Source organism: Streptomyces sp. CBMA152, from assembly GCF_014596475.1.
Lineage (GTDB): Bacteria > Actinomycetota > Actinomycetes > Streptomycetales > Streptomycetaceae > Streptomyces.
The window spans coordinates 95,925-118,596 of sequence record NZ_MECJ01000025.1; the positions used below are offsets into that span (position 1 = coordinate 95,925).

At 70.8% G+C, this 22,672-nt stretch carries 20 protein-coding genes; 8 read left to right on the forward strand and 12 right to left on the reverse strand.

Annotated elements, in window-relative coordinates; genetic code table 11:
- Positions 1 to 57: 57 nt before the first annotated feature.
- The 4 genes from gcvT to BG418_RS21890 all read left to right on the forward strand — a co-directional run bounded on the left by gcvT (position 58) and on the right by BG418_RS21890 (position 4,428).
- Complete coding sequence (gcvT, locus tag BG418_RS21875; protein WP_188275648.1) at positions 58 to 1,173, forward strand: glycine cleavage system aminomethyltransferase GcvT; 1,116 nt, start codon at positions 58 to 60, stop codon at positions 1,171 to 1,173.
- Between the two features lie 69 nt (positions 1,174 to 1,242).
- Complete coding sequence (gene gcvH / locus BG418_RS21880) at positions 1,243 to 1,620, forward strand: glycine cleavage system protein GcvH (protein ID WP_188275649.1); 378 nt, start codon at positions 1,243 to 1,245, stop codon at positions 1,618 to 1,620.
- A 25-nt stretch (positions 1,621 to 1,645) separates the two neighbouring features.
- Complete coding sequence (gene glyA / locus BG418_RS21885; protein ID WP_223185231.1) at positions 1,646 to 2,908, forward strand: serine hydroxymethyltransferase; 1,263 nt, start codon at positions 1,646 to 1,648, stop codon at positions 2,906 to 2,908.
- Between the two features lie 149 nt (positions 2,909 to 3,057).
- Positions 3,058 to 4,428, forward strand: coding sequence for an L-serine ammonia-lyase (locus BG418_RS21890; protein WP_188275770.1), 1,371 nt, complete (start codon positions 3,058 to 3,060; stop codon positions 4,426 to 4,428).
- A 78-nt stretch (positions 4,429 to 4,506) separates the two neighbouring features.
- On the opposite strand, the gene BG418_RS21895 is transcribed toward BG418_RS21890, so the two are convergent.
- Both BG418_RS21895 and BG418_RS21900 read right to left on the reverse strand, forming a co-directional pair.
- On the reverse strand, positions 4,507 to 5,166 hold the full coding sequence (locus BG418_RS21895; RefSeq protein ID WP_188275650.1) for an NADPH-dependent F420 reductase: 660 nt from the start codon (positions 5,164 to 5,166) through the stop codon (positions 4,507 to 4,509).
- Between the two features lie 116 nt (positions 5,167 to 5,282).
- A complete protein-coding gene (locus BG418_RS21900; RefSeq protein ID WP_188275651.1) occupies positions 5,283 to 5,495 on the reverse strand; it encodes an EF-hand domain-containing protein in 213 nt (70 codons plus the stop codon).
- Between the two features lie 265 nt (positions 5,496 to 5,760).
- Between BG418_RS21900 and BG418_RS21905 the strand changes: the two genes are divergently transcribed.
- Both BG418_RS21905 and BG418_RS21910 read left to right on the forward strand, forming a co-directional pair.
- Complete coding sequence (locus BG418_RS21905) at positions 5,761 to 6,480, forward strand: tRNA-dependent cyclodipeptide synthase (RefSeq protein WP_188275652.1); 720 nt, start codon at positions 5,761 to 5,763, stop codon at positions 6,478 to 6,480.
- Positions 6,477 to 7,691, forward strand: coding sequence for a cytochrome P450 (locus BG418_RS21910; protein WP_188275653.1), 1,215 nt, complete (start codon positions 6,477 to 6,479; stop codon positions 7,689 to 7,691). Before BG418_RS21905 ends, BG418_RS21910 begins: the two co-directional genes overlap by 4 nt.
- A 75-nt stretch (positions 7,692 to 7,766) precedes the next feature.
- Here the strand turns inward: BG418_RS21910 and BG418_RS21915 are convergent, their stop codons facing one another.
- From BG418_RS21915 to BG418_RS21940, 6 genes are all read right to left on the reverse strand, one after another.
- Entirely contained in the window at positions 7,767 to 8,945 is a 1,179-nt protein-coding gene (locus BG418_RS21915; protein WP_188275654.1) for a YncE family protein, read from the reverse strand.
- A complete protein-coding gene (locus tag BG418_RS21920; RefSeq protein ID WP_398999758.1) occupies positions 8,945 to 9,754 on the reverse strand; it encodes a polysaccharide deacetylase family protein in 810 nt (269 codons plus the stop codon). The genes BG418_RS21915 and BG418_RS21920 overlap by 1 nt, the downstream gene beginning before the upstream one ends.
- Before the next feature lie 424 nt (positions 9,755 to 10,178).
- A complete protein-coding gene (locus BG418_RS21925) occupies positions 10,179 to 10,799 on the reverse strand; it encodes an ATP-binding protein (RefSeq protein WP_188275655.1) in 621 nt (206 codons plus the stop codon).
- Between the two features lie 168 nt (positions 10,800 to 10,967).
- Positions 10,968 to 11,735 carry an enoyl-CoA hydratase/isomerase family protein gene (locus BG418_RS21930; RefSeq protein ID WP_188275656.1) on the reverse strand — a complete coding sequence of 256 codons (768 nt, stop codon included), beginning with the start codon at positions 11,733 to 11,735 and terminating at the stop codon, positions 10,968 to 10,970.
- Positions 11,736 to 11,824: 89 nt separating this feature from the next.
- Positions 11,825 to 13,081: an Ig-like domain-containing protein gene (locus BG418_RS21935; RefSeq protein ID WP_188275657.1), complete on the reverse strand. Its 1,257-nt coding sequence runs from the start codon at positions 13,079 to 13,081 to the stop codon at positions 11,825 to 11,827.
- A gap of 225 nt (positions 13,082 to 13,306) precedes the next feature.
- Positions 13,307 to 14,563: an Ig-like domain-containing protein gene (locus tag BG418_RS21940; protein WP_188275658.1), complete on the reverse strand. Its 1,257-nt coding sequence runs from the start codon at positions 14,561 to 14,563 to the stop codon at positions 13,307 to 13,309.
- Positions 14,564 to 14,703: 140 nt separating this feature from the next.
- Here BG418_RS21940 and glgX point away from each other — a divergent pair, with 140 nt between their 5' ends.
- Positions 14,704 to 16,968 (forward strand): glycogen debranching protein GlgX, encoded by a 2,265-nt coding sequence (glgX, locus tag BG418_RS21945; protein WP_398999764.1) that lies wholly within the window; start codon positions 14,704 to 14,706, stop codon positions 16,966 to 16,968.
- 16 nt (positions 16,969 to 16,984) lie between these two features.
- Here the strand turns inward: glgX and BG418_RS21950 are convergent, their stop codons facing one another.
- The 4 genes from BG418_RS21950 to BG418_RS21965 are packed head-to-tail and all read right to left on the reverse strand — an operon-like array spanning position 16,985 to position 20,631.
- On the reverse strand, positions 16,985 to 17,629 hold the full coding sequence (locus tag BG418_RS21950; protein ID WP_188275659.1) for a response regulator transcription factor: 645 nt from the start codon (positions 17,627 to 17,629) through the stop codon (positions 16,985 to 16,987).
- A complete protein-coding gene (locus BG418_RS21955; protein WP_223185233.1) occupies positions 17,622 to 18,899 on the reverse strand; it encodes a sensor histidine kinase in 1,278 nt (425 codons plus the stop codon). The genes BG418_RS21950 and BG418_RS21955 overlap by 8 nt, the downstream gene beginning before the upstream one ends.
- 37 nt (positions 18,900 to 18,936) lie before the next feature.
- Positions 18,937 to 19,710, reverse strand: coding sequence for an ABC transporter permease (locus BG418_RS21960; protein ID WP_188275661.1), 774 nt, complete (start codon positions 19,708 to 19,710; stop codon positions 18,937 to 18,939).
- 3 nt (positions 19,711 to 19,713) lie between these two features.
- A complete protein-coding gene (locus tag BG418_RS21965; protein WP_188275662.1) occupies positions 19,714 to 20,631 on the reverse strand; it encodes an ABC transporter ATP-binding protein in 918 nt (305 codons plus the stop codon).
- A 150-nt stretch (positions 20,632 to 20,781) separates the two neighbouring features.
- Between BG418_RS21965 and BG418_RS21970 the strand changes: the two genes are divergently transcribed.
- Positions 20,782 to 22,626, forward strand: a complete 1,845-nt coding sequence (locus BG418_RS21970) for an ABC transporter ATP-binding protein (protein ID WP_188275663.1) — start codon at positions 20,782 to 20,784, stop codon at positions 22,624 to 22,626.
- The last annotated feature ends 46 nt before the right edge of the window (positions 22,627 to 22,672 follow it).

Consider the following 22,672-nt stretch of genomic DNA (forward strand, 5'->3'; position numbering starts at 1 on the left):
TCCGATGACAGATGGGGAGGATCGTCCTCGCCGTCATGCCCTGGGAGCCACATCCTTATGAGCAACGCCCCCCGTCTCACCGCCCTTGACGCGCTGCACCGTTCGCTGGGCGCGACCATGACCGACTTCGCGGGCTGGGACATGCCGCTGCGGTACGGCAGCGAGCGCGACGAGCACACCGCCGTACGCACCAAGGCCGGTCTCTTCGACCTCTCCCACATGGGCGAGATCACCGTCACCGGCCCGGAGGCCGTCAAGGCCCTGGACTACGCGCTGGTCGGCAACATGGCCACCATCGGCGTCGGCCGCGCCCGGTACACGATGATCTGCCAGGAGGACGGCGGCATCGTCGACGACCTGATCGTCTACCGCCTCGGCGAGAGCGAGTACATGGTCGTCGCCAACGCGGGCAACGCCCAGGTCGTCCTGGACGCGGTCACCGAGCGCGCGGCCGGCTTCGACGCCGAGGTCCGCGACGACCGCGACAACTACGCGCTGATCGCCATCCAGGGCCCCGAGTCCCCCGGCATCCTGAAGTCCGTCACCGACGCCGACCTCGACGGTCTGAAGTACTACGCGGGCCTGCCCGGCACCGTCGCGGGCGTCCCGGCGCTGATCGCCCGTACGGGGTACACCGGTGAGGACGGCTTCGAGCTCTTCGTGGCCCCGGCCGACGCCGAGAAGCTGTGGCAGGCGCTGACGGAGGCGGGCAAGGACGCGGGCCTGGTGCCGTGCGGCCTGTCCTGCCGCGACACACTGCGCCTTGAGGCGGGCATGCCGCTGTACGGGCACGAGCTCACCACCTCGCTGACCCCGTTCGACGCGGGGCTCGGCCGGGTCGTGAAGTTCGAGAAGGAGGGCGACTTCGTGGGGCGCGCCGCCCTGGAGGCCGCCGCCGAGCGCGCCGCCGCCAAGGCCCCGCGCAAGCTGGTCGGCCTGATCGCCGAGGGCCGCCGGGTGCCGCGCGCCGGGTTCGCCGTGGTCGCGGACGGTCAGATGATCGGCGAGGTGACCTCGGGCGCCCCGTCCCCGACCCTCGGCAAGCCGATCGCCATGGCGTACGTGGACGCCGCGCACGCCGCACCGGGCACCTCCGGCGTCGGCGTGGACATTCGCGGTACGCATGAGCCGTACGAGGTCGTGGCGCTGCCGTTCTACAAGCGCCAGAAGTGACCCCTCGCACACACCCCGCACCACTTCCTTGTTCACCACCACTCCCCCTCGTACAGGAGAATTCAGGTCATGAGCAACCCCCAGCAGCTGCGCTACAGCAAGGAGCACGAGTGGCTGTCGGGCGCCGAGGACGGCGTCTCGACGGTCGGCATCACGGAGCACGCGGCCAACGCGCTCGGTGACGTCGTGTTCGTCCAGCTCCCGGCGGTCGGTGACACGGTGACCGCGGGCGAGACCTGCGGTGAGCTGGAGTCGACCAAGTCGGTCAGCGACCTGTACTCGCCGGTTTCGGGCGAGGTCGTCGAGGCCAACCAGGACGTCGTGGACGACCCCTCGCTGGTCAACTCGGCCCCGTTCGAGGGCGGTTGGCTGTTCAAGGTGCGCGTCGAGGGCGAGCCGGACGACCTGCTCTCCGCCGACGAGTACACCGCGTTCGCAGGCAGCTGACCCCGGCGTAAGGACTGATCTTCCGATGTCGCTTCTGAACACCCCCCTCCATGAGCTGGACCCGGACGTCGCCGCCGCCGTCGACGCCGAGCTCCACCGTCAGCAGTCCACCCTCGAAATGATCGCCTCGGAGAACTTCGCTCCGGTCGCGGTCATGGAGGCCCAGGGCACGGTCCTTACCAACAAGTACGCCGAGGGCTACCCGGGACGCCGCTACTACGGCGGCTGCGAGCACGTGGACGTGACCGAGCAGATCGCGATCGACCGGGTCAAGGACCTGTTCGGCGCGGAGTACGCCAACGTCCAGCCGCACTCCGGCGCCTCCGCCAACCAGGCCGCCCTGTTCGCGATCGCCCAGCCCGGCGACACGATCCTCGGCCTGGACCTGGCGCACGGCGGCCACCTCACCCACGGCATGCGGCTGAACTTCTCCGGCAAGCAGTTCAACGTGGTCCCGTACCACGTCGACGAGGCCGGTCTGGTCGACATGGCCGAGGTCGAGCGCCTGGCCAAGGAGTACCGTCCCAAGGTCATCATCGCGGGCTGGTCCGCCTACCCGCGCCAGCTGGACTTCGCGGAGTTCCGCCGCATCGCGGACGAGGTCGAGGCCCTCCTGTGGGTCGACATGGCGCACTTCGCAGGGCTGGTCGCGGCCGGGCTGCACCCGAACCCGGTGCCGTTCGCGGACGTGGTCACCTCCACCACGCACAAGACGCTCGGCGGCCCGCGCGGCGGCATCATCCTGGCCCGGAACAAGGACTTCGCGAAGAAGCTGAACTCCGCGGTCTTCCCGGGCTTCCAGGGCGGCCCGCTGGAGCACGTGATCGCGGCCAAGGCGGTGTCCTTCAAGGTCGCCGCCTCGGAGGAGTTCAAGGAGCGCCAGCAGCGCACCCTGGACGGCGCCCGCATCCTGGCCGAGCGCCTGGTCCAGGACGACGTCACCGCGCACGGCGTCTCGGTCCTGTCCGGCGGCACGGACGTGCACCTGGTCCTGGTGGACCTGCGCAACTCCGAGCTCGACGGCCAGCAGGCCGAGGACCGCCTCCACGAGGTCGGCATCACGGTCAACCGGAACGCCGTCCCGAACGACCCGCGGCCCCCGATGGTCACCTCGGGCCTGCGGATCGGCACCCCGGCGCTGGCCACCCGCGGTTTCGGCGCGGACGACTTCCGTGAGGTCGCCGACATCATCGCCGAGACCCTGAAGCCGGACTTCGACAAGGACGCCCTTGCCGCCCGGGTCTCCGCCCTGGCCGCGAAGCACCCGCTGTACCCCGGCCTGAAGTAGTTTCGTACCCTTTTATTCGTACGAACCTTCGGGGCACCGCGCACACTGGACAGTGAGTGCGGTGCCCCGAACCCTTGCACCGCCCGTTCCACCTGCTCGCTCTGCACCACCTGGCAGACAACGGCGTCTACCTCACCAAGGAGTCTCTCGTGGCCATCTCGGTCTTCGACCTGTTCTCGATCGGCATCGGCCCGTCCAGCTCCCACACGGTCGGCCCGATGCGTGCTGCCCGGATGTTCGCGCGCCGCCTGAAGAACGAGGGCCTGCTGGCCCACACCGCCTCGATACGGGCCGAGCTGTACGGCTCGCTCGGCGCCACCGGCCACGGCCACGGCACCCCCAAGGCGGTCCTGCTGGGCCTGGAGGGCAACTCGCCGCGCACGGTCGACGTGGAGAGCGCCGACGAGCAGGTCGAGCGGATCAAGGCGGACGGGCGGATCAACCTGCTCGGCGCCCACGAGATCCCCTTCGACTTCGACGAGGACCTGATCCTGCACCGCCGCAAGGCGCTGCCGTACCACGCCAACGGGATGACGATCTTCGCGTACGACAGCGAGGGCGCGCTGGTCCTGGAGAAGACGTACTACTCGGTCGGCGGCGGCTTCGTCGTGGACGAGGACGCGGTCGCGGGCGAGAACCCGATCATGCCGGACGACACCGTCCTGAAGTACCCCTTCCGCACCGGTGACGAGCTGCTGCGCCTGGCGAAGGAGACCGGTCTGTCGATCTCCGCGATGATGCTGGAGAACGAGAAGGCCTGGCGCACCGAGGACGAGATCCGCACCGGGCTGCTGGAGATCTGGCGGGTGATGCAGGCGTGCGTCTCGCGCGGCATGTCCCGCGAGGGCATCCTGCCGGGCGGCCTGAAGGTCCGCCGCCGCGCCGCCACCACCGCCCGCCAGCTGCGCGCCGAGGGCAACCCGGACGCGCACGCGATGGAGTGGGCGACGCTGTACGCGATGGCGGTGAACGAGGAGAACGCGGCGGGCGGCCGCGTGGTCACCGCGCCCACCAACGGCGCCGCGGGCATCATCCCGGCCGTGCTGCACTACTACATGAACTTCGTGCCCGGCGCCGACGACGAGGGCGTGGTCCGCTTCCTGCTCTCGGCCGGCGCGATCGGCATGCTCTTCAAGGAGAACGCCTCGATCTCCGGCGCCGAGGTCGGCTGCCAGGGCGAGGTCGGCTCCGCCTGCTCGATGGCCGCGGGCGCCCTCGCCGAGGTCCTGGGCGGCACCCCCGAGCAGGTCGAGAACGCCGCCGAGATCGGCATGGAGCACAACCTCGGCCTGACCTGCGACCCCGTCGGTGGTCTGGTCCAGATCCCGTGCATCGAGCGCAACGGCATGGCGGCCGTGAAGGCCGTGACCGCCGCGAAGATGGCGATGCGCGGCGACGGCAGCCACAAGGTCTCCCTCGACAAGGTCATCAAGACCATGAAGGAGACCGGCGCGGACATGTCGGTCAAGTACAAGGAGACCGCGCGCGGCGGGCTCGCGGTCAACATCATCGAATGCTGATCGCTCACTGATCCGTACGTACGCGACGGGCGCGCTCCTTGCGGGGCGCGCCCGTCGTGCGTGGTACGGGATGAACCGTTACGCCTTGAAGTCGTCCGTGCGCTCCGGCGAGGCCGCCGCGAGCGCCTCGGTGATCTCCTCGACGCCGCCCCGGAGCCCGTACACCGGGGTGTTGGGCTGCTGGCGCCAGGACTCGTCGATGCCGCCCGCGTCCACGGTGTCGAAGCCCAGCTCGTCGATGAGGTCGCGGATCAGTTGCTTGGCGGCCTTGTCGTCGCCCGCCACCGGCAGCGCGACGCGGTCGGGGTCGCCCTGGGGCAGGGCCTTGGTGATGATGTCCTCGGCGTACGTGCCGTTGAACGCCTTCACGACCGCGTGGCCGATGTGCTGCTCGGTCCAGCGGCTCTCGGTGAGCCCCGCCTCGATCTCGGCGATCAGGCCGTCGCGCTGCTGGGGGTAGTAGTTGCCGGTGTCGAGCACGGCGACGTTCTCGTCCGCGCCGTCCAGGAACCCGGCGGGCAGGTCGGGGACGTTCTTGAGCGGGATGGTGACGACGACGAGCCGCGCGCCCTTGGCGACGTCCGCGATGTCGGCGGGCGTGGCCCCGGTCTCCTCGGCGAGGGCCGTCAGGGTGTGCGGGCCGCGCGAGTTGGCGACGGAGACGTCGTGCCCGAGCGCGGTGAGACGACGGGTCAGGTTGCCGCCGATGTTGCCCGCGCCGATGATGCCGATCTTCATGAAACTGGCCTTCCCCGTGTCGTTGCCTTGTGTTGCGAGATCCACAACTCGGGTGGCCGGAAGGAAATTCCGGGCGGGCGGCACGAATCTGGCGGGCCGCCCGGCCGGAGGCGGGGTCACTTGTTCAGGGACGCCCAGAACTCCTCGAAGGAGAGCTTGCCGTCGCCGTTGGCGTCCTTGGCCGCGATGATCGCCTTGGCCACGGTCTCGGTGACGTGGTAGTCGCCCAGCTGCGCCATGACCTGCTTGTACTCGGCCGCGGTGATCTCACCGTCGCCGTTGATGTCGAGCTTCGCGAACGCCTTGCGGGCCTCTTCGATGTCCGCCACTGGGTCCACCCCTATCTTGGTGCGTTTTTGACGGGGGTCAGACTAACGGGCCCCGGGCCCGCCCGGTGCGGCGGCCGGTCGCCAACGCACTTGGTCGTCGCCCCGCCCGCAAACATCACCCCCGGTGTTTCGAGGGGGCGAATTCCCGCCAAAAGGCCGGGACCCCCTTCCCTACGCTCCGCACCCGGGCGATAACTTCGTGCTGTCGCCGCCACACCGGGAGCACAGGGCTCCCAGGGACTCGCGGCGCTGGGGCGATTCAGGAGTGACTGCCACCACTGAAGCAACCACCACGTTTACCTTCCAGCCATTCACCCGCAGTTGCCGCTTCATCTGGGACGAGGGCGATCACGTCCTCATCGGGGTGAGCCCGGGCAACAGCTACTTCAGCGCGGACCGCATCGCCGAACTCGTCCGCTGGGCCTCCACCCGCTTCGACCGGGTCGATCTCGTCTACGCCGACCGCCATGTGGCCCGGATGTTCGCCGCGTTCGGCTACGACGAGGAGCACGCCGAGCGGCGGGCGTCGAAGGAGCTGAAGGCGGTCCGCAGGCGCATCGTGCGCGGTGTCGAGGAGGCGGCCCGGCCGGGTCTGCCGGTCGGCGTGCACGCGCTCTCGGAGTTCGCCGGGAACCAGGTGTACGACCTGCTGCACCGCCGGGTGCGGCACTTCCTCGCCATCGACCGCGAATTCCGCACGGGCTGCGAGGAGATGGCCGCGGCGTTCCTCTCGGGCAAGGCCGACGGCACCCAGGCGAGCCCCGAGCAATTGGCCGCCTGCCTCGACTACATCGCCGCCGAACTGCCCTTCTTCCTCGACACCCCGGGCATCCTCGGCGTCCCGTCCTCGGTGTCCTGCTACCACGCGCTGATCCCGCTCACCGAGCTGCTGTACGCCAAGGGCGGCGGCCTGCGCGCCTCACGCAACCAGGCGTACGCGGTCGTGCGCCCGCACCCCGTTCCCGCGGAAGGAGTCGCGGCATGAGCGGCACGACCGACACCGGCACCGGCACCCAGCGGCTGCTCGACTTCCCGCTCGGCCGGCGCGGCGACGTACTCCCCGAGGAGTGCGCCGCGCTGCGCGCCAAGGAGCCGGTGGCCAAGGTGCGCACCATGACCGGCGACACCGCCTGGCTGGTGAGCAGTTACGCGCTGGCCAAACGGGTCCTGGAGGACGACCGGTTCAGCCTCAAGGACACCGCCGCCCCCGACGCGCCGCGCCAGTACGCGCTGACGATCCCGCCGGAAGTCGTCAACAACATGGGCAACATCAACAGCGCGGGGCTGCGCGGCGCCGTGATGAAGGCGCTCAATCCGCGCACCGACGACCTGCGCGAGTGGCTGCGGGAGCGGGCCGACGAGTTCGTCGACGGGCTGCTCGCCGAGGGGCCTCCGGCGGACTTCCGGGCGGGGTTCGCCGACCCCTTCTCGGCGGCGCTGCACTGCAAGGTCATCGGCGTGCCGTTCGCGGACTGGCGCCGCCTGATGTCGGGCCTGGACATCGCGTTCATGACCAGCCCGCACTCCTTCGAGGGCTCCCGCCTCAACTGGTACAAGGACCTCGGCTACATGGTCGACCGGCTCAACGCGCCCCCGGACCAGCGCGCGGGCCTGCTCGCCCGCCTCGCCGACCTGCGTACGGAGGAGGAGTCCGCGCATCTTACCGACGAGATGCTGGCGACGGTCGCGGTCTCGCTCTTCGGCGCGGGAGCGGTGTCGACGTCCGCGTTCCTGGTCCTGGCGGTGCTCGCGCTGCTCCAGCACCCCGAGCTCATCACGTATCTGCGGGAGCACCCGGAGCGCATCGGCCGGGCCGTGGACGAGCTGCTGCGCTGGAACCTGTCCATCGGCGACGGCCTGCCGAGGCTGGCGACCGAGGACGCCCAGGTCGGCGAAGTCCTGGTGAAGAAGGGCGAGTTGGTGCTCGTCCTGGTCGAGGGGGCCAACTTCGACCCGGAGGTCTTCACCGACCCGGACCGCCTCGACCTGGACCGCGAGCACAACCCGCACCTCTCCTTCGGCGCGGGCCGCCACTTCTGCCCGGCGACGGGCCTGGGCCGGGTGCACGCGGAGATCGCGCTCACCGCCCTGGTCGAGCGGCTGCCGGGGCTGCGCCTGGCGGTCCCGCCCGAGCAACTGGTGTGGCGCACCGGCTTCATCAAGCGTCTGCCGGAGCGGCTGCCCGTCCTCTGGTGAACCCGGAGGACGGCGGACACACGGCTGCCCCCGGGCGATCCCCGGGGGCAGCCGTACGTACGAACGCGCCCTGCCTCAGCGGAAGATGCCGGTGTGGCCCAGCGAGTAGCGGCCGGGCTGCGGGTAGACCGCCAGGCCGTGCGGGCCGGAGCCGACCGGGATCCGGGCGAGCTCCTGGCCGGTGGCGGTGTCGATCGCGTACACCTCGCCGTCGTAACGGCCCGACAGCCACAGGACCTTGCCGTCCGCCGAGACACCGCCCATGTCGGGGCTGCCGCCGTCCGGCAGATGCCATTTCTTGGTGAGTTTGTTCTGGCCGAAGTCGAAGATGGAGATGGAGCCCTCGCCGCGGTTGGAGATGTACATCTCCTTCGAGTCGCGGCTGATGTAGAGGCCGTGGCAGCCCTTGCCGGTGGGCAGCAGCGTCGGCGTGCCGAACCGGTCGCCGTCGAGCACCCACATCCCGTGCGCCATCATGTCGGCGATGTAGAAGGTCTTGCCGTCCGGGGACATCTTGACGTCCTGCGGCATCGCCCCGTCGAACGGCAGCTTCTGATGGGCGACGACCTCCATCTTCTCGGTGTCGACCTTGAGCAGTTCGCCGGAGAACTCGCAGGAGACGATGAAGTACCGCCCGTCCATGGAGAAGTCGGCGTGGTTGACGCCCGCGCAGTGCACCGGGACGGTCTTGACCCGCTTCATGGTGACCGGGTCGCGGAACGCCAGCTCGCGGTCCATCGACGCCATGACGACCGCGTACTTGCCGTTGGGCGTGAAGTAGAGGTTGTACGGGTCCGAGACCTGGACCGTGCGGCCGGCCTTGCCGGTCGCCGGGTCGATGGCGGTGAGGCTGTCCCCGAGGTCGTTGTTGACCCACAGCGTCTTCATGTCCCAGGAGGGGACCACGTGCTGGGGCTGGTGGCCGACCTTGATGGTCTCGATGACCTTGTACGTCTTGGGGTCGATCACCGAGACCGTGTTGGAGTTGGTGTTGGGCACGTAGACGCGGTCGAGGAAGTCCTTCACTGCGGGCTGGAGGGCGTTCGGCCGGTCGGCGGCGTAGGCGTCCTTGGGGTCCAGGACCGGCGGCATCCCGGGCAGGCCCTGCACCGCGGCCTTCTTCTGCACGGGCGGCGCGACGGCCTTGGTGCCCAGGGCCTCGTCCCCGCCCTTGTCCCCGGACGAACAGCCGGCGAGCGCGGCGAGCAGGAGGCCGGCGAGCAGCGCGGCGGTCCTCTTGGTGGCGGTCAGCATCAGGTCAGCAACTCCGTGGTGGTCACCGCGCGCAGATGGCGGCGGTCGAGGTCGGCGAGGAGGGCCGGCAGCGCGGCGACCGTGTCCGCGTAGCCGAAGTGCAGACTCACCACGGATCCGTTGCGGATCCGCCCGGTGACGTTGCGCGTCACGGCCGACGCGCCGGGCGAGGTGAAGTCGAGCGAGTCGACGTCGTACGACAGGACGTGCGGGTACCCGGCCCGCCGGGCCAGTCGCAGCACGAGCGGTGTCGCGTACTGGGTGCGGGACGGGCGGAACCAGGTCCCGACGGAGCCGGTGAGCCGGCGCAGCCGGTCCGCGCACTCGCTGATCTCCGCGTACGCCTCCTGCTCCGGCAGGGCCGAGATGTCGATGTGGCGCTGGGTGTGGTTGCCGAGGTCGTGGCCGCCGTCGAGGATGCGGCGGGCCATCTCGGGGTGTTCGTCGAGCCAACTGCCGACGGCGAGGACCGTGACATGGGCGCCGCCGCGCTCGGCCTCGGCGAGGACGGCGTTGGCGATCTTGGGGTCGCCCTGGCCGTGGAAGGTGAGGGCGACCATCGGGCGGTCTCTCGGCCCGTGCGCGATCTGGCCGGGCTGACCGGGATACGAGCGGGGCGCGGGGGCGGCGCGGGTGGTGCCGGGACGGGCGGAGGCCCGGGACGCGGCGGGGGTGGGCGAGCGGGACGCCGGGGCCGCGCCGCCCTTGTCGTCCGAGCAGGCGGCGGCGAAGGCCCCCGCGACGGCCGCCCCCGCCCCGGCTCGCAGTGCGCTGCGGCGGTCGACCCCACGGGGAAATGGATTCAGCACATGGACATTTAAGTGCGGCGGGGGGCGGAACGTAATGATTGACCCAATTGAGGACCTTTGCGGGTCGCCCCGGACACGCCATGATCGAGATCGTCTGGATCGAGGAATCACCCATAGAGTTCGATACTTATTCATCATTTGGAAGGTCCGTGCTCTAGCTCACCTACGATTCACAGCTAAACTGTGGCGGTCTGTGGAAGTTTGTCCGAGTAAGGACTTTTGGCGTGAAGGCCCCCCGTCTGCCATAGTCGGGGACACGACCCCTCATTGACCCGAGTTCGGTCGTCTTCAGTCGCCGTGGATCACACCCCTTTCGGTCCGCGGCGGCGCTCCGCAGAAGCCCCCGCAGCCATGCCCCACCCCGGCGCGCACGGGGGCTTCGGCGCATCCGGGGCACGGCCGTGGCCCGGCTCGACGGCCCGGCTCAGCGGTCGGCGACGCGCATCTCGAACCACGTCGTCTTGCCCCGGGGCAGCAGGTCGACGCCCCACCGGTCGGAGAGCTTGTCGACGAGGAAGAGCCCGCGGCCGCTGGTGTCCATCTCATGGACCGGCATCAGACAGGGCAGCCCACGTGAGGGGTCGCGCACCTCGATCCTGATCCAGCCCCGGCGGCGCAGCATCCGCAGCCCGAAGGCGCGCGCGCCGGTGTGCCGCACGGCGTTGCCGACGAGTTCGGAGACGAGCAGGATCGCCTGCTCGGCGAGCGCCGGGGACAGGCCCCACTGGCGCAGTATCACGCACTGGGTGAGCCGTCTCGCGGTGGCCGCGGACTCGGGGCGGGACGGCAGCCGCACCTCTTCTTCCGTCGGGTTGCCGAACAACTCCAGTGCCTGGAGCGCCCGTTCGTCCTCGACGGCCGGCGTCCACCGAGCCGCGGTCGCGCTGCCGCGCTGCCGCGGTTGTTCCACACCCTCCAGCCCCGCCATGGACCCATCATGGCCGCCCGAAGGGGTCCGCGGGGCCGTTCCCGGGGAAAACGGCCCCCGGAACCAGAGGTTCCGCAGGGCCCGTTCAGCATATGCCGGGGGCGGTCGACTCCGCACAAACCACCCCCGGCCTGCGCTGACAGCCCGCACCCGAATGATCACCAAGCGTTCGGAAGCGGTCGTACTTAAGGTTTCTTTAAGGCCAGGCTAATCCACCCGCAGGGTGGACGGCTGTTGTCCGCAAGGCCGTCCACCGCACGCCCGCACCCGTCAACCGGCCGCCTCTCAGAGGAACTTGGCCTTGCCCGGGCCCTCCTCGACGAAGCTGCGCATCCCGCGCTCGCGGTCCTCGGTCGCGAACAGGCCCGCGAACCAGTTCCGTTCGATGGCGAGCCCGGTCTCGATGTCCGTCTCCAGACCCGCGTCCACGCACTCCTTGGCCGCGCGCAGCGCCAGCGCCGGACCCTGGGCGAGCTTCGCGGCCCACGCGTGCGCCTCCTCGTACACCTTGTCCGCCGCGACCACGCGGTCGACGAGGCCGAGCGCGAGCGCCTCGTCCGCCTTGACCATCCGGCCGGTGAAGATGAGGTCCTTGGCCTTGGACGGGCCGATCAGGCGCGCGAGGCGCTGGGTGCCGCCCGCGCCCGGGATCAGGCCGAGCAGGACCTCCGGCTGACCGAGCTTGGCGTTGTCGGCGGCGATACGGAAGTCGGCGCAGAGCGTGAGCTCGCAGCCGCCGCCCAGCGCGTAGCCGGTGACCGCCGCGACGACGGGCTTGGGGATACGGGCGACGGCGGTGAAGGACTCCTGCAGGGCGCGGGACCGCAGGACCATCCCCGTGTGGTCCATCGCCTGCATCTCCTTGATGTCCGCGCCGGCCGCGAACACCTTCTCCCCTCCGTAGAGGACGACCGCGCGCACGTCGTCGCGCCGGGTCGCCTCCTCGGCGAGCTCGCGCAGCCGGTCCTGGATCGCGATGTCCAGGGCGTTCATCGGGGGGCGGTCCAGGCGGATGGTGCCGACGCCTTCGGAGACTTCGAGGGTCACAGTCATGGCAGCAGGTTAATCGGCGTTAACGACGAGGGACCCGGTGCTGTGCGTCACAGCGACCGGGTCCGTCCCGTCAGGCGTGTCCTGTACGGCTACTTCTTGGTCCACTCCGCCCAGGACAGGTTCCAGCCGTTGAGGCCGTTGTCCGGCTCGATCTGCTTGTCCTTGGAGTTCTTGACGATGACCACGTCACCGATCAGCGAGTGGTTGTAGAACCACGCCGCCGGGGTCGAGGGGTTGCCCGCGCCGCGGTCGTCCTCCAGGCCGACGCAGCCGTGGCTGGTGTTGGTCGAGCCGAACACCGACGGGTCGCCCCAGTAGTTGCCGTGGATGAAGGTGCCCGAGCTGGACAGGCGCATCGCGTGCGGCACGTCCTTGATGTCGTACTCGCCGCCGAAGCCCACGGTGGCGCCGTTCATCCGGGTGATCTCGTACTTCTCGCTGATGACCATCTGGCCGTTGTACGTGGTCGTCGAGGGCGCACCCGCGCTGATCGGGATGGTCTTGAGGGCCTTGCCGTCGTTCACGATCGTCATGGTGTGGGCCTTGGCGTCGACCGTGGAGACCTGCGAGCGGCCGACGGTGAACTTCACCGTACGGGTCTGCTTGCCGTAGACGCCGGGCCGGCCCTCGACGCCGTCGAGGTCGAACTTGACGGTCACCTTGGTGCCCGCCGCCCAGTACTTCTCGGGGCGGAAGTCGAGGCGGTCGTTGCCGAACCAGTGGCCCTCGACCGGGACGGCCGGCTCGGCCGTGACCTTGATGGCCTTCTGGACGGCGTCCGGGTTGGTGATGCCCCGGCTGAAGTTGATGGAGACCGGCATCCCGACGCCGACGGTGTCGCCGTCCTCCGGGGTGTACTGGCCGACGAAGGTGTCCTTCGGGACCAGCGTGGTGAAGGTGGTGTCCTTGGCCGATTCACGGCCCTTGTCGTCCTTGGCGACCGCGTGGACCTTGTACTTGGTGGCCGCGGCGAGGTGCAGGTCCGGGGCCCAGGAGCTGCCGTCGGCGGATATCTTTCCGGCCACCGCGTTGCCCTTGGTGTCGGCGACCGCGACGGCGGAGAGCTTGCCCTGGGCAGCGGATATCTTCAGCGCCCCGCTGGTCTCCACATCGCCGGCGCCGTCCTTGGGCGCGATCGTCACGACGGCGGCCGAGGCCTTGGTGTCCTCGGCCGCCTTGCCGGCGCCGCCCTTGCCCTTGCCGTCGCCGCTGCCCGAGTCGTCGCCGCCACCGCACGCGGTGACCAGCAGAAGCAGCGCCCCCAGCAGCAGAGCCAGCAGACCCGGCGTACCCCGCCGACGTCCCGCCGCTCTGTGTGGAGCCCCCGAAATTGGCTGCCCGTTCACGACAGTTCTCTCCCCTCGCACGGCCTGCTTCACGCCACGGCCCGCACTGAACAATCACCCCCGCGCGCGTCCTCGCGCGCGCACGGTTGCTTAGGTAATCACACCGGAAGCGCGCTCAAGGCCTCGCGAATGTCACTGTTCAGTCCCAATGGTCCTGTGCGTTCGCTGTGGCGACATCTGGACGTCATCGGGACCTGTACGGGCCGTACGCCGGCCGAGGGGCGGTCAGAGGGCCGAGCCCGCCCTCCACTTCGCCCAGTCCAGGTTCCAGCCACCGAGCCCGTTGTCGGCGGCGACCGTCCGGTCGCGGGAGTTGACCACCTCCACCACGTCCCCGACGAGCGTGCGGTCGAAGAACCAGCCGGCCGGGGTGTCCGGGCTGCCGCCCTTCACATCGCGCAGCCCGACGCAGCCGTGGCTGGTGTTGGAGCTGCCGAACGTGCCGGAGGGGGCCCAGTAGTTGCCGTGCAGGAAGGTGCCGGTGGCGGTGAGCCGGATGGCGTGCGGGACGTCCGGGATGTCGTACTCGCCGCCGAAGCCGACGGTCCGGCTGTTCATCCGGGTCACGTCGAACATCTCCATCGCGACCATCTTGCCGTTGTAGGTGGTGTTCTTGGGCGACCCCGCCGAGATCGGGATCGTACTGACCAGCTCGCCGCCCCGCCGCACCTCCATGGTGTGCGCCTCGGCGTCCACCAGGGACTCCTGGTCGCGGCCGATGGTGAAGCCGACCTTCTTCTCCTGGATGCCGTAGACACCGGGCGCCGCGGGCACATCGCGCAGCTTCATGTCGACGGTGACCTTGGTGCCGGGCTTCCAGTACTCCTTGGGGCGGAAGTCCAGGCGCTCCTTGCCGAACCAGTGGCCGACCACCGCGACCGGCGGCTTCGAGGTGACCTTGATGGCGCGCTCGACGGCCGCCCGGTTCACGATCGCCTGGTTGAAGCTGAACGAGACGATCATCCCGACGCCGACCGTCGAGCGGTTCTCGGGCTTGAAGTAGCCGATGAACCGGTGCTCGGGCACCAGCGTGGTGAAGCTGGTGTGCCGGGCCTGGCGGTGGCCCTGGCCGTCCAGCGCCACCGCGTCCACCGTGTATTTGGCGGCCAGTTCGAGCCGCCCCGGCGCGTCCTGGCTCGGCGACCAGGAGAGCCCGTCGTCGGCGATCGTGCCGGGCACCTCCTCGGGCTGGGCGTCCTCGGCCTTCATCACCCTGACCCGCTCCAGGCGCCCGCCCGGCACCCGCACCTCGATCCTCCCGTCCGCCTTGACGCCCTTGGCCCCGTCGTCGGGGGTCACCAGAATCGCTTGCCGGGGCGAGGCCGCCTTGCCCGCGACCACGTCGCCGACCTTGCCGACGTCGCCGATGTCGAGGCGGTCGCCGCTGCACCCGCTCAGCCCGGCCACCAGTGCGACCGCCAGCACCACCCATGTAGGAGCGCCCGCGCCGGTCGCTCCTGCCCGCTTCAGTACGAATCTCACGCCCGTTCAACGACCGCGCCCCGCCCAGGGAAACGTGAGTACGAGCCGGGTAACGGGAAGAAAACGTGCAAGGACACGCGTGGGGAGCACGGCCGGGACGCCGCGCTCCGTCCAGGCGCCGAGCCGCGGGAGGCCGAGGGGTGTCGAGCGCAGCCGAGCAGGAGGCAGAGCGGGGCGTGGAGCGGCCGGTTCCGGAGGAGGAACGGCGCCGCGGGCTCAATGGGCACCGAGGCCACCGGGGCGAGCCGGGGGCGCTGCGCCCGCCGGTCTGGCCGGGCGCCCCGACCCCGCTGGGGGCCCGGTTCCGGGTCGGTCCCGACGGGGTGGCGGGCACCAACTTCGCGCTGTGGGCGGGCGGGGCGGAGTCGGTCGAGCTGTGTCTCTTCGACGCGGAGGGAGCCGAGCGCCGCCTCGCGCTCGCCGAACTCACTCATGAGATCTGGCACGGCTTCGTGCCCGGCATCCGGCCGGGGCAGCGGTACGGCTACCGGGTGCACGGCCGCTGGGACCCGTGGACGGGCGCGCGCTGGAACCCGGCGAAGCTGCTCCTCGACCCGTACGCGCGCGCGGTGGACGGGGACTTCGCACTGCCGCCGCAGGTGTACGGGCACGTCCGGGACTGGACGCAGCAGCACGTCGCGGACACCGTGCGCGACGACCGCGACTCGGCGCCGTACGTCCCCAAGGGCGTCGTCGTCCACGATGACGACGACTGGGCCGACGACCGCCGCCCCAAGACGCCGTGGGCGGACTCGGTCATCTACGAGCTGCATGTACGCGGCTTCACCAAGCGGCACCCGGACATCCCCGAGGAGCTGCGCGGCACCTACGCGGGCCTGGCGCACCCGGCCGCGCTCGACCATCTCGTACGGCTGGGGGTGACGGCGGTCGAGCTGCTTCCGGTGCACCAGTTCGCCCACGAGGACCATCTGCTGCGGCGGGGTCTGCGCAACTACTGGGGCTACAACTCGATCGGCTACTTCGCGCCGCACGCCGCCTACTCCGCGTCCGGGACGGCCGGGCAGCAGGTCGGCGAGTTCAAGCGGATGGTGCGGGCACTGCACGCGGCGGGCATCGAGGTCATCCTCGACGTGGTCTACAACCACACGGCGGAGGCGGGCGAGCTGGGCCCGACGCTTTCGCTGCGCGGCATCGACAACCGGGGCTACTACCGCCTCCAGTCCGACGGGCGCCGGTACGCGGACTACACGGGCTGCGGCAACACCCTGCACGTGGTGCAGCCGCAGGTGCTGCGGCTGATCACGGACTCACTGCGGTACTGGGTCACCGAGATGGGCGTGGACGGCTTCCGCTTCGACCTCGCGGCGGCCCTCGCCCGCTCGATGCACGACGTGGACATGCTCTCGCCGTTCCTGGCGGTGATCGCGCAGGACCCGGTCCTGCGTCGGGTCAAGCTGATCGCGGAGCCGTGGGACGTGGGCCGGGGCGGCTACCAGGTCGGCTCCTTCCCACCGCTGTGGACCGAGTGGAACGACCGCTACCGGGACGCGGTACGGGATTTCTGGCGCGGGGCGCTGCCGGACGTGCGCGATCTGGGCTATCGCCTGTCGGGGTCGAGCGACCTGTACGCGTGGGGCGGTCGCCGCCCGTACGCCTCGATCAACTTCATCACCGCGCACGACGGCTTCACGCTGCGCGACCTGGTCTCGTACGAGCGCAAGCACAACGAGGCGAACGGCGAGGGCAACCGGGACGGCACCGACGACAACCGGTCCTGGAACTGCGGGGTCGAGGGCGAGACGGACGACCCCCGGATCAACGCCCTGCGCCGCCGGCAGCTGCGCAACTTACTGACGACCCTGCTCGTGTCGACCGGGGTGCCGATGCTGGTCGCCGGGGACGAGATGGGGCGTACACAAGGGGGCAACAACAACGCGTACTGCCAGGACGGCGAGGTGGGGTGGGTCGACTGGTCCCTCCTGGAACAGCCGGGCCCGAGCGGGCTGCTCGATCTGGCGCGCCGCCTCGTCGAGCTGCGCCACCGCCACCCGGTGCTGCGCCGCCGCGCGTTCTTCTCCGGCCGGGCCCAAGGGGCGGACGGGCTGCGGGACTTGGCGTGGTTCACGGTGCGGGGCGAGGAGATGACCGAGCGGGACTGGTACGGGCAGACCGCGACCCTCGGCCTCTATCTCTCCGGCCGTGACATACCGGGCCGGGACGCGCGGGGCGCGCCGATCACGGACGACAGCTTCCTGATCGTCCTGCACGCGGGACCGCGCCCGGCCCGCTTCACGGTCCCGGGGGCGCCGTGGGCCGAGGCGTACGAGGTGCTGGTGGACACGGCCCTGGAGCCGCAGTCCGACGCGCCCGCGCGGACGCATCGGGGCGGGGAGGGGGTGACGGTGGGGGCGCGGTCGGTGCTGGTGCTGCGGGTGACCGCGTAACAGCTCCGAATAGGTGTTAGCCCAGGATCTTGCGGTCGTAGCCGACCGCGACCGCCGCCGCGCGGTCCTTGACGTCCAACTTGGCGTAGATATGCGTCAGATGGGTCTTCACCGTCGCCTCGCTGATGAACAGCACCCGGGCGATCTCACGGTTCGACGTGCCCTTCGCCACCAGCACGAGCACTTCCCGCTCGCGGGCGGACAGCGACTCGTCGGGGCGGGCCGGGGTACGGACGCGGGAGACCAGGCGGGAGGCGACCGCCGGGGACAGCACCGTGCGGCCTTCTGCGGCGGCGCGCACCGCCGTGAAGAGTTCGTCGCGCGGCGCGTCCTTGAGCAGGTAACCCGTCGCGCCCGCCTCGATCGCGGGGAGCGTGTCCGAGTCCGTGTCGTACGTGGTGAGGACCAGCACTTTCGCGCGCAGCCCGCGCCGGGTGAGCTCGGCGATCGCCGCCACTCCCCCGCCGCCCGGCATCCGCAGGTCCATCAGGACCACGTCCGGGTCGAGGCGGGCGGCGAGTTCCACCCCCTCGACGCCGTCGGACGCCTCGCCGAGGACCTCGAAGCCGTCGGCGGAGGCGAACATGCCGCGCAGACCGTCCCGTACCACGGGATGGTCGTCGCAGATCAGGAGCGTGATGAGGGGTTTTTCGTCAGCCATGGCGGACCAACGGTACGCGGGCCGAGACCGCCGTGCCATGACCGGGCTCGGCCTCGACGGTCACCGAGCCCGCGATCCGCTCGGCGCGGGCCCGCATCCCGTCAAGACCGAAGCCGCCGGTACCGGAGCGCGGCGGCAGCTTCAGCGGGTCGAACCCCCGCCCGTCGTCGCGGACATCGAGGGAGACCTCGTCACCCATGTACGAGAGGGTCACCCCGACCCGTCCCGCGCCCGAGTGCCGCCCCGCGTTCGCCAGCGCCTCCTGGGCGATCCTCAGCAGAGTCGCCTCGATCTCGTCGTGCAGCGGCTCGGCGGTGCCGGTGACGGTGAACTCGGCCCGTACCCCCTGCTGCGCGCCCCACTCCGCGACGGTCTTCTTCAGCGCCTCGGGCAGCGCGTCGTGCTCAAGCGCCGCGGGTCCCAGGTTCTGCACCGAGCGGCGGGCCTCGCCGAGGCTGGCGCGGGCGAGCGACTGTGCGCTGGCGAGGTGGGTACTCACCACCGCCGGGTCCTGGCTGTTCGTCACCACCTGGAGCTGGGTGATGATGCCGGCGAGTCCCTGGGCGATCGTGTCGTGGATCTCGGCGGCGAGCCGGCGCCGCTCGTCGGCGACGCCCGCCTCCCGGGCCTGGACGAGGAGTTGGGCGTGCAGCGCCGCGTTCTCGTCGAGGGCCTGCTGGAGCCGGGCGTTGGCGGTCTCCAGCTCGTCGATGGTGACGGCCTGGAAGCGGGCCCGTTCGTCCTCCTGGGCCGCCAGATGGGCGAAGACGCTGAGCAGGACGAGGTTGACGACGAGCAGCGCGCCGAACACCACCCAGCCGCTCGCGCCGTGCGGCGGCATCCCGCCGGACTGCGAACCGGCCATGGTCACCGCGGAGGCGCACACGCCCACCCGCGACCAGCGGCGCGGGAGCAGCAGCTCGGTCCCGAAGTAGCCGACGACCGCGTAGAACGCGAAGAACGGGTTGAGCCAGGTCAGCGCGAAGGCGATCGCCCAGCGCACCCAGTAGTAGACGGCGGAGGAGGCGGACGGGCCCGGATGGCGCAGGCGTACGCGGTCCCATCCGGCCATCAGCACCAGGGCCGCGACGACCAGCGCGGCCGCCGCCCACCGTGTGCCGGTGTTCATGATCTTGTCGGCGGTGGCGGCCGAGGCGAGGGTGCCGAAGCCGAGCAGCCCGAAGGGGCCCCAGCGGTGGAAAAGCCCCCACCGCTCCTCGACCCGCGCACTGGTGGGCCGCTCCGCCACTTCCGTCACCCCGTCGTCCATGCGCCCAGTCTCGTACACCGCCCGGTCCATGAAGTCCTCACTCCCAGCGGAACCAGCGGGTCGCCGCGCCCGACAGCACCGCCGTCCACAGGGCGAGCACGCCGAGGTACTTCCAGTCGGGCCAGTCCCCGGCGCCCGCCTCGGTGAGGGCCTGGGCGGCGGCGCCGAACGGCAGGGACTCGACGATCCGGGCCAGCACGTCCGGCATCGAGCGGACCGGCAGCCACAGCCCGGCGCTGAACATCATCGGGAAGAACATCGCGGCACCGGCCGAGTTGGCGACCTTCGCGGTACGCGAGAGCGCGGAGACCAGGGCGCCGAGCGAGAGGGCCGCGACGATCGAGAGGGCCAACGCCAGGACGTAACCGACCGGTTGACCCGGCAGCGGCACGTCGAAGGCGAGGCGGCCGACGGTGAGCGCGAGCAGCGCCGAGACCAGCGCGGCGGCGCCGTGCAGCCCCATCTGGGCGGTGAGCAGCGCGCCGGGCCGCACCGGTGTGGTCGACATCCGGCGCAGGATGCCGCGCTCGCGGTACCCGGTGAGCACCGGCGGCATCGCCTGGAGCCCGGCCATCACCATCGCGAGCAGCACGCTGACCGGCACGTACAGGTCGACGGGCCGCAGCTGCCCGAGCGAGGCGTCCGGCTCGCGGAAGTACGGGATGGAGCCGAGCACCGTGAGGAGCAGGGTCGGGAACACCATGATCCAGAAGAGGGCGCCGGGCTCGCGGCGGAAGAGGCGCAGTTCGGAGCGGAGTACGGCACGGGTGGCGGAGGGCGTACGAACAGGGGCGGCGGTGAGGGTCGACATGGCTCAACGGGCCTTTCCGTGCGGGGTGTTCTCGGTGAGGTCCAGGAAAGCGTCGTCCAGCGTGGCCTCGGTGACGCGGAGCTGGTGGGCGGTGATGTGGAGGCGGGCGAGCAGGGTGAGGACGGCGTTGACCGTGTCGTCGCCGCCGTGCACGGTCCACCGGCCGCCGCTCTGCTCGACCGCCGACACCGCGGGCAGGCCGCGCAGCTGGTCCGCGTCGAGCGGGGCGGACGGGATGAAGGAGACGACGGTCGAGCCGGGCGCACGGCCGATGAGACCGGACGGGGTGTCCAGGGCGACGACGCGGCCCTTGTCGATGACCGCGATCCGGTCGCAGAGGCGCTCGGCCTCCTCCATGAAGTGGGTGACGAGCAGGACCGTGACGCCGCCGCGCCGCACGTCCTCGATGAGCTCCCAGGTGTCGCGCCGGGCGCGCGGGTCCAGGCCCGTGGTCAGCTCGTCGAGGACCACCACCTTGGGGTTGCCGATGAGCGCGAGCGCGATGGACAGGCGCTGCTTCTGGCCGCCGGAGAGCTTGCCGAAGCGGGCGTTCAAGTGGCGGCTGAGGCCGAGGCGTTCGGCGAGCGGGCGCCAGTCGGCCGGGGCCGGGTAGAACGCGGCGTACAGTTCGAGCGCCTCGCGGACGGTGAGCTTGGGCTGGAGCTCGCTCTCCTGGAGCTGGGCGCCGAGGACGCGGGTGACCTCGGCGTGGTCCGCGACGGGGTCGTACCCGGCGACCCGGACCGTACCGGCGTCCGGGACGCGCAGTCCCTCGACGCACTCGACGGTGGTGGTCTTGCCGGCGCCGTTGGGGCCGAGGACGCCGAAGATCTCGCCTTCCTCGACCGCGAGGCTCACCCCGTCGACGGCTTTGGTGCGGCCGTACGCCTTGTGGAGTGCAGTGACTTCGATGATGGGCATGCATCGAGAATCGCCGGGGGCGGGGTGCCCCCACATCGCCCAACGCGCTCGACCGCGCATCAACCGATCGGTTGATGGCGGCTACGACCTTGGTCCTCCGCCGAAAAGCCGGTGGGAGTTGTCAGTGCCGAAGTTTAGGCTCGTTGATTGATGCCCGATATACATGCACCCACCAAGAACCAGTCGTCCGTACGTACGCTGCTGAGGCTCTGGCCATACGTACGCCCGATCCGAACGCGGCTGTTCACCGCGGCAATTGTCGCGATCGTCGCCTCCTGCCTCGGCCTGGTGATCCCGCTCGTACTGAAGTGGATCGTCGACGGGCCGGTGAGCGACAGCGACCCCGGCGGGGTGTGGCTGGGCGCGTTCGTCCTGCTGCTGCTCGGGGTCGCGGAGGCGCTGCTCTTCGGGCTGCGGCGGTGGCTGGTGGCGCGGCCGCTCGCGGGGGTCGAGGCGGCGATGCGGGCGGATCTGTACCGGCATGTGCAACGGCTGCCGGTGGCGTTCCACGACCGGTGGGCGTCGGGCCAGCTGCTGTCGCGCGGCACGACGGACCTGAGCCTGGTCCGGATGTTCCTGGCGTTCCCGTTGACGTTCCTGCTGGTCAACAGTGTGACGATCCTGGCCGGGTTTGTGATCCTGCTGTCGCAGGAGTGGACGCTCGGTCTGGTCCTGATCGTCCCGGTGCTGCCGCTGATGATCCTGTGCTCGCTCTTCGAGACGCGGTACTCGCTGGCGGCGCGCAAGGCGCAGGACCAGGTGGGCGATCTGACGACGGTGGTCGAGGAGAGCGTCCTCGGCATCCGCATCATCAAGGGCTTCGGCCGCCACCGCAGCCAGTCCCGCGCCTTCGCCGAGCACGCGCGCGGGCTGCGCGGCACCGAGCTGCACAAGGCCCGCCTCCTCGCGGCCCTTTGGGGCCTGATCACCACGATCCCCGAACTCGCCATCGGGGCCGCGCTGGTGCTCGGCACGGTACGGGTCGCGGACGGCGACCTGTCGGCGGGGACGCTGGTGGCGTTCCTGTCCACCGCGCTCGCCCTGCGCTGGCCGGTCGACTCCATCGGGTTCCTCCTCGCGATGAGCCAGGAGGCGGCGACGGCGACGGAGCGGTTCTTCGAGGCGATGGACGAGCGGGAGGAAGAGGAGGCGGGGGCGGGGGCGGCTTCCGGTTCCGGGGGTGCCGCTTCCGGTTCCGGTTCCGGGGGTGCCGTCGTTCCCGCGCCCCGCCGAGGTGGCGCGCCCGTCGCCGCGGACGGGCTGCGGTTCGAAGGCGTCAGCTTCCGGTACCCGGACGCACCCGACGACACCGCCCCCGTACTCGACCACATCGATCTGCACATCCGCTCCGGCGAGACCATGGCCATCGTCGGCGGGACCGGGTCCGGCAAGACGACCCTGACCGCGCTGGTGCCGAGGCTGTACGACGCGACCGGCGGGCGCATCACGCTCGACGGCGTCGACATCGCCACGATGCCGCGCGAGCGCGTGCGCGAACTCGTGGCCGTGGCCTTCGAGGAGCCCACGCTCTTCTCGGCCGCCGTCGGCGAGAACGTCCTCATGGGCGGCGGCGGACCCGAGGACCTGGACCGCGCGCTCGACGTCGCGCAGGCCGCGTTCGTACGAGAGCTCCCGCACGGAGTCGACACCCAGGTCGGCGAGCAGGGGCTGAGCCTGTCCGGCGGACAGCGCCAACGGCTCGCGCTGGCGCGGGCGGTGGTGGGGCGGCCGAGGTTCCTGGTCCTCGACGACCCGCTCTCCGCGCTCGACGTGCACACCGAGGCGCGGGTGGAGGCGGCCCTGCGCGACGTGCTGCGCGACACGACCGCGCTGGTGGTGGCGCACCGCCCGTCGACGGTGATGCTCGCCGACCGGGTCGCACTGCTCTCCGGCGGCCGCGTCACCGCCGTGGGCACACATCAGGAACTACTGCGCGGCAACGCCGAGTACGCCTGGCTGATGTCGGGCGAGGGCGACGAGGGGGAGAACCGATGACCACGACAGCGGGCGCGGAACGCCAGACGGATCCGGAGGAACCGGC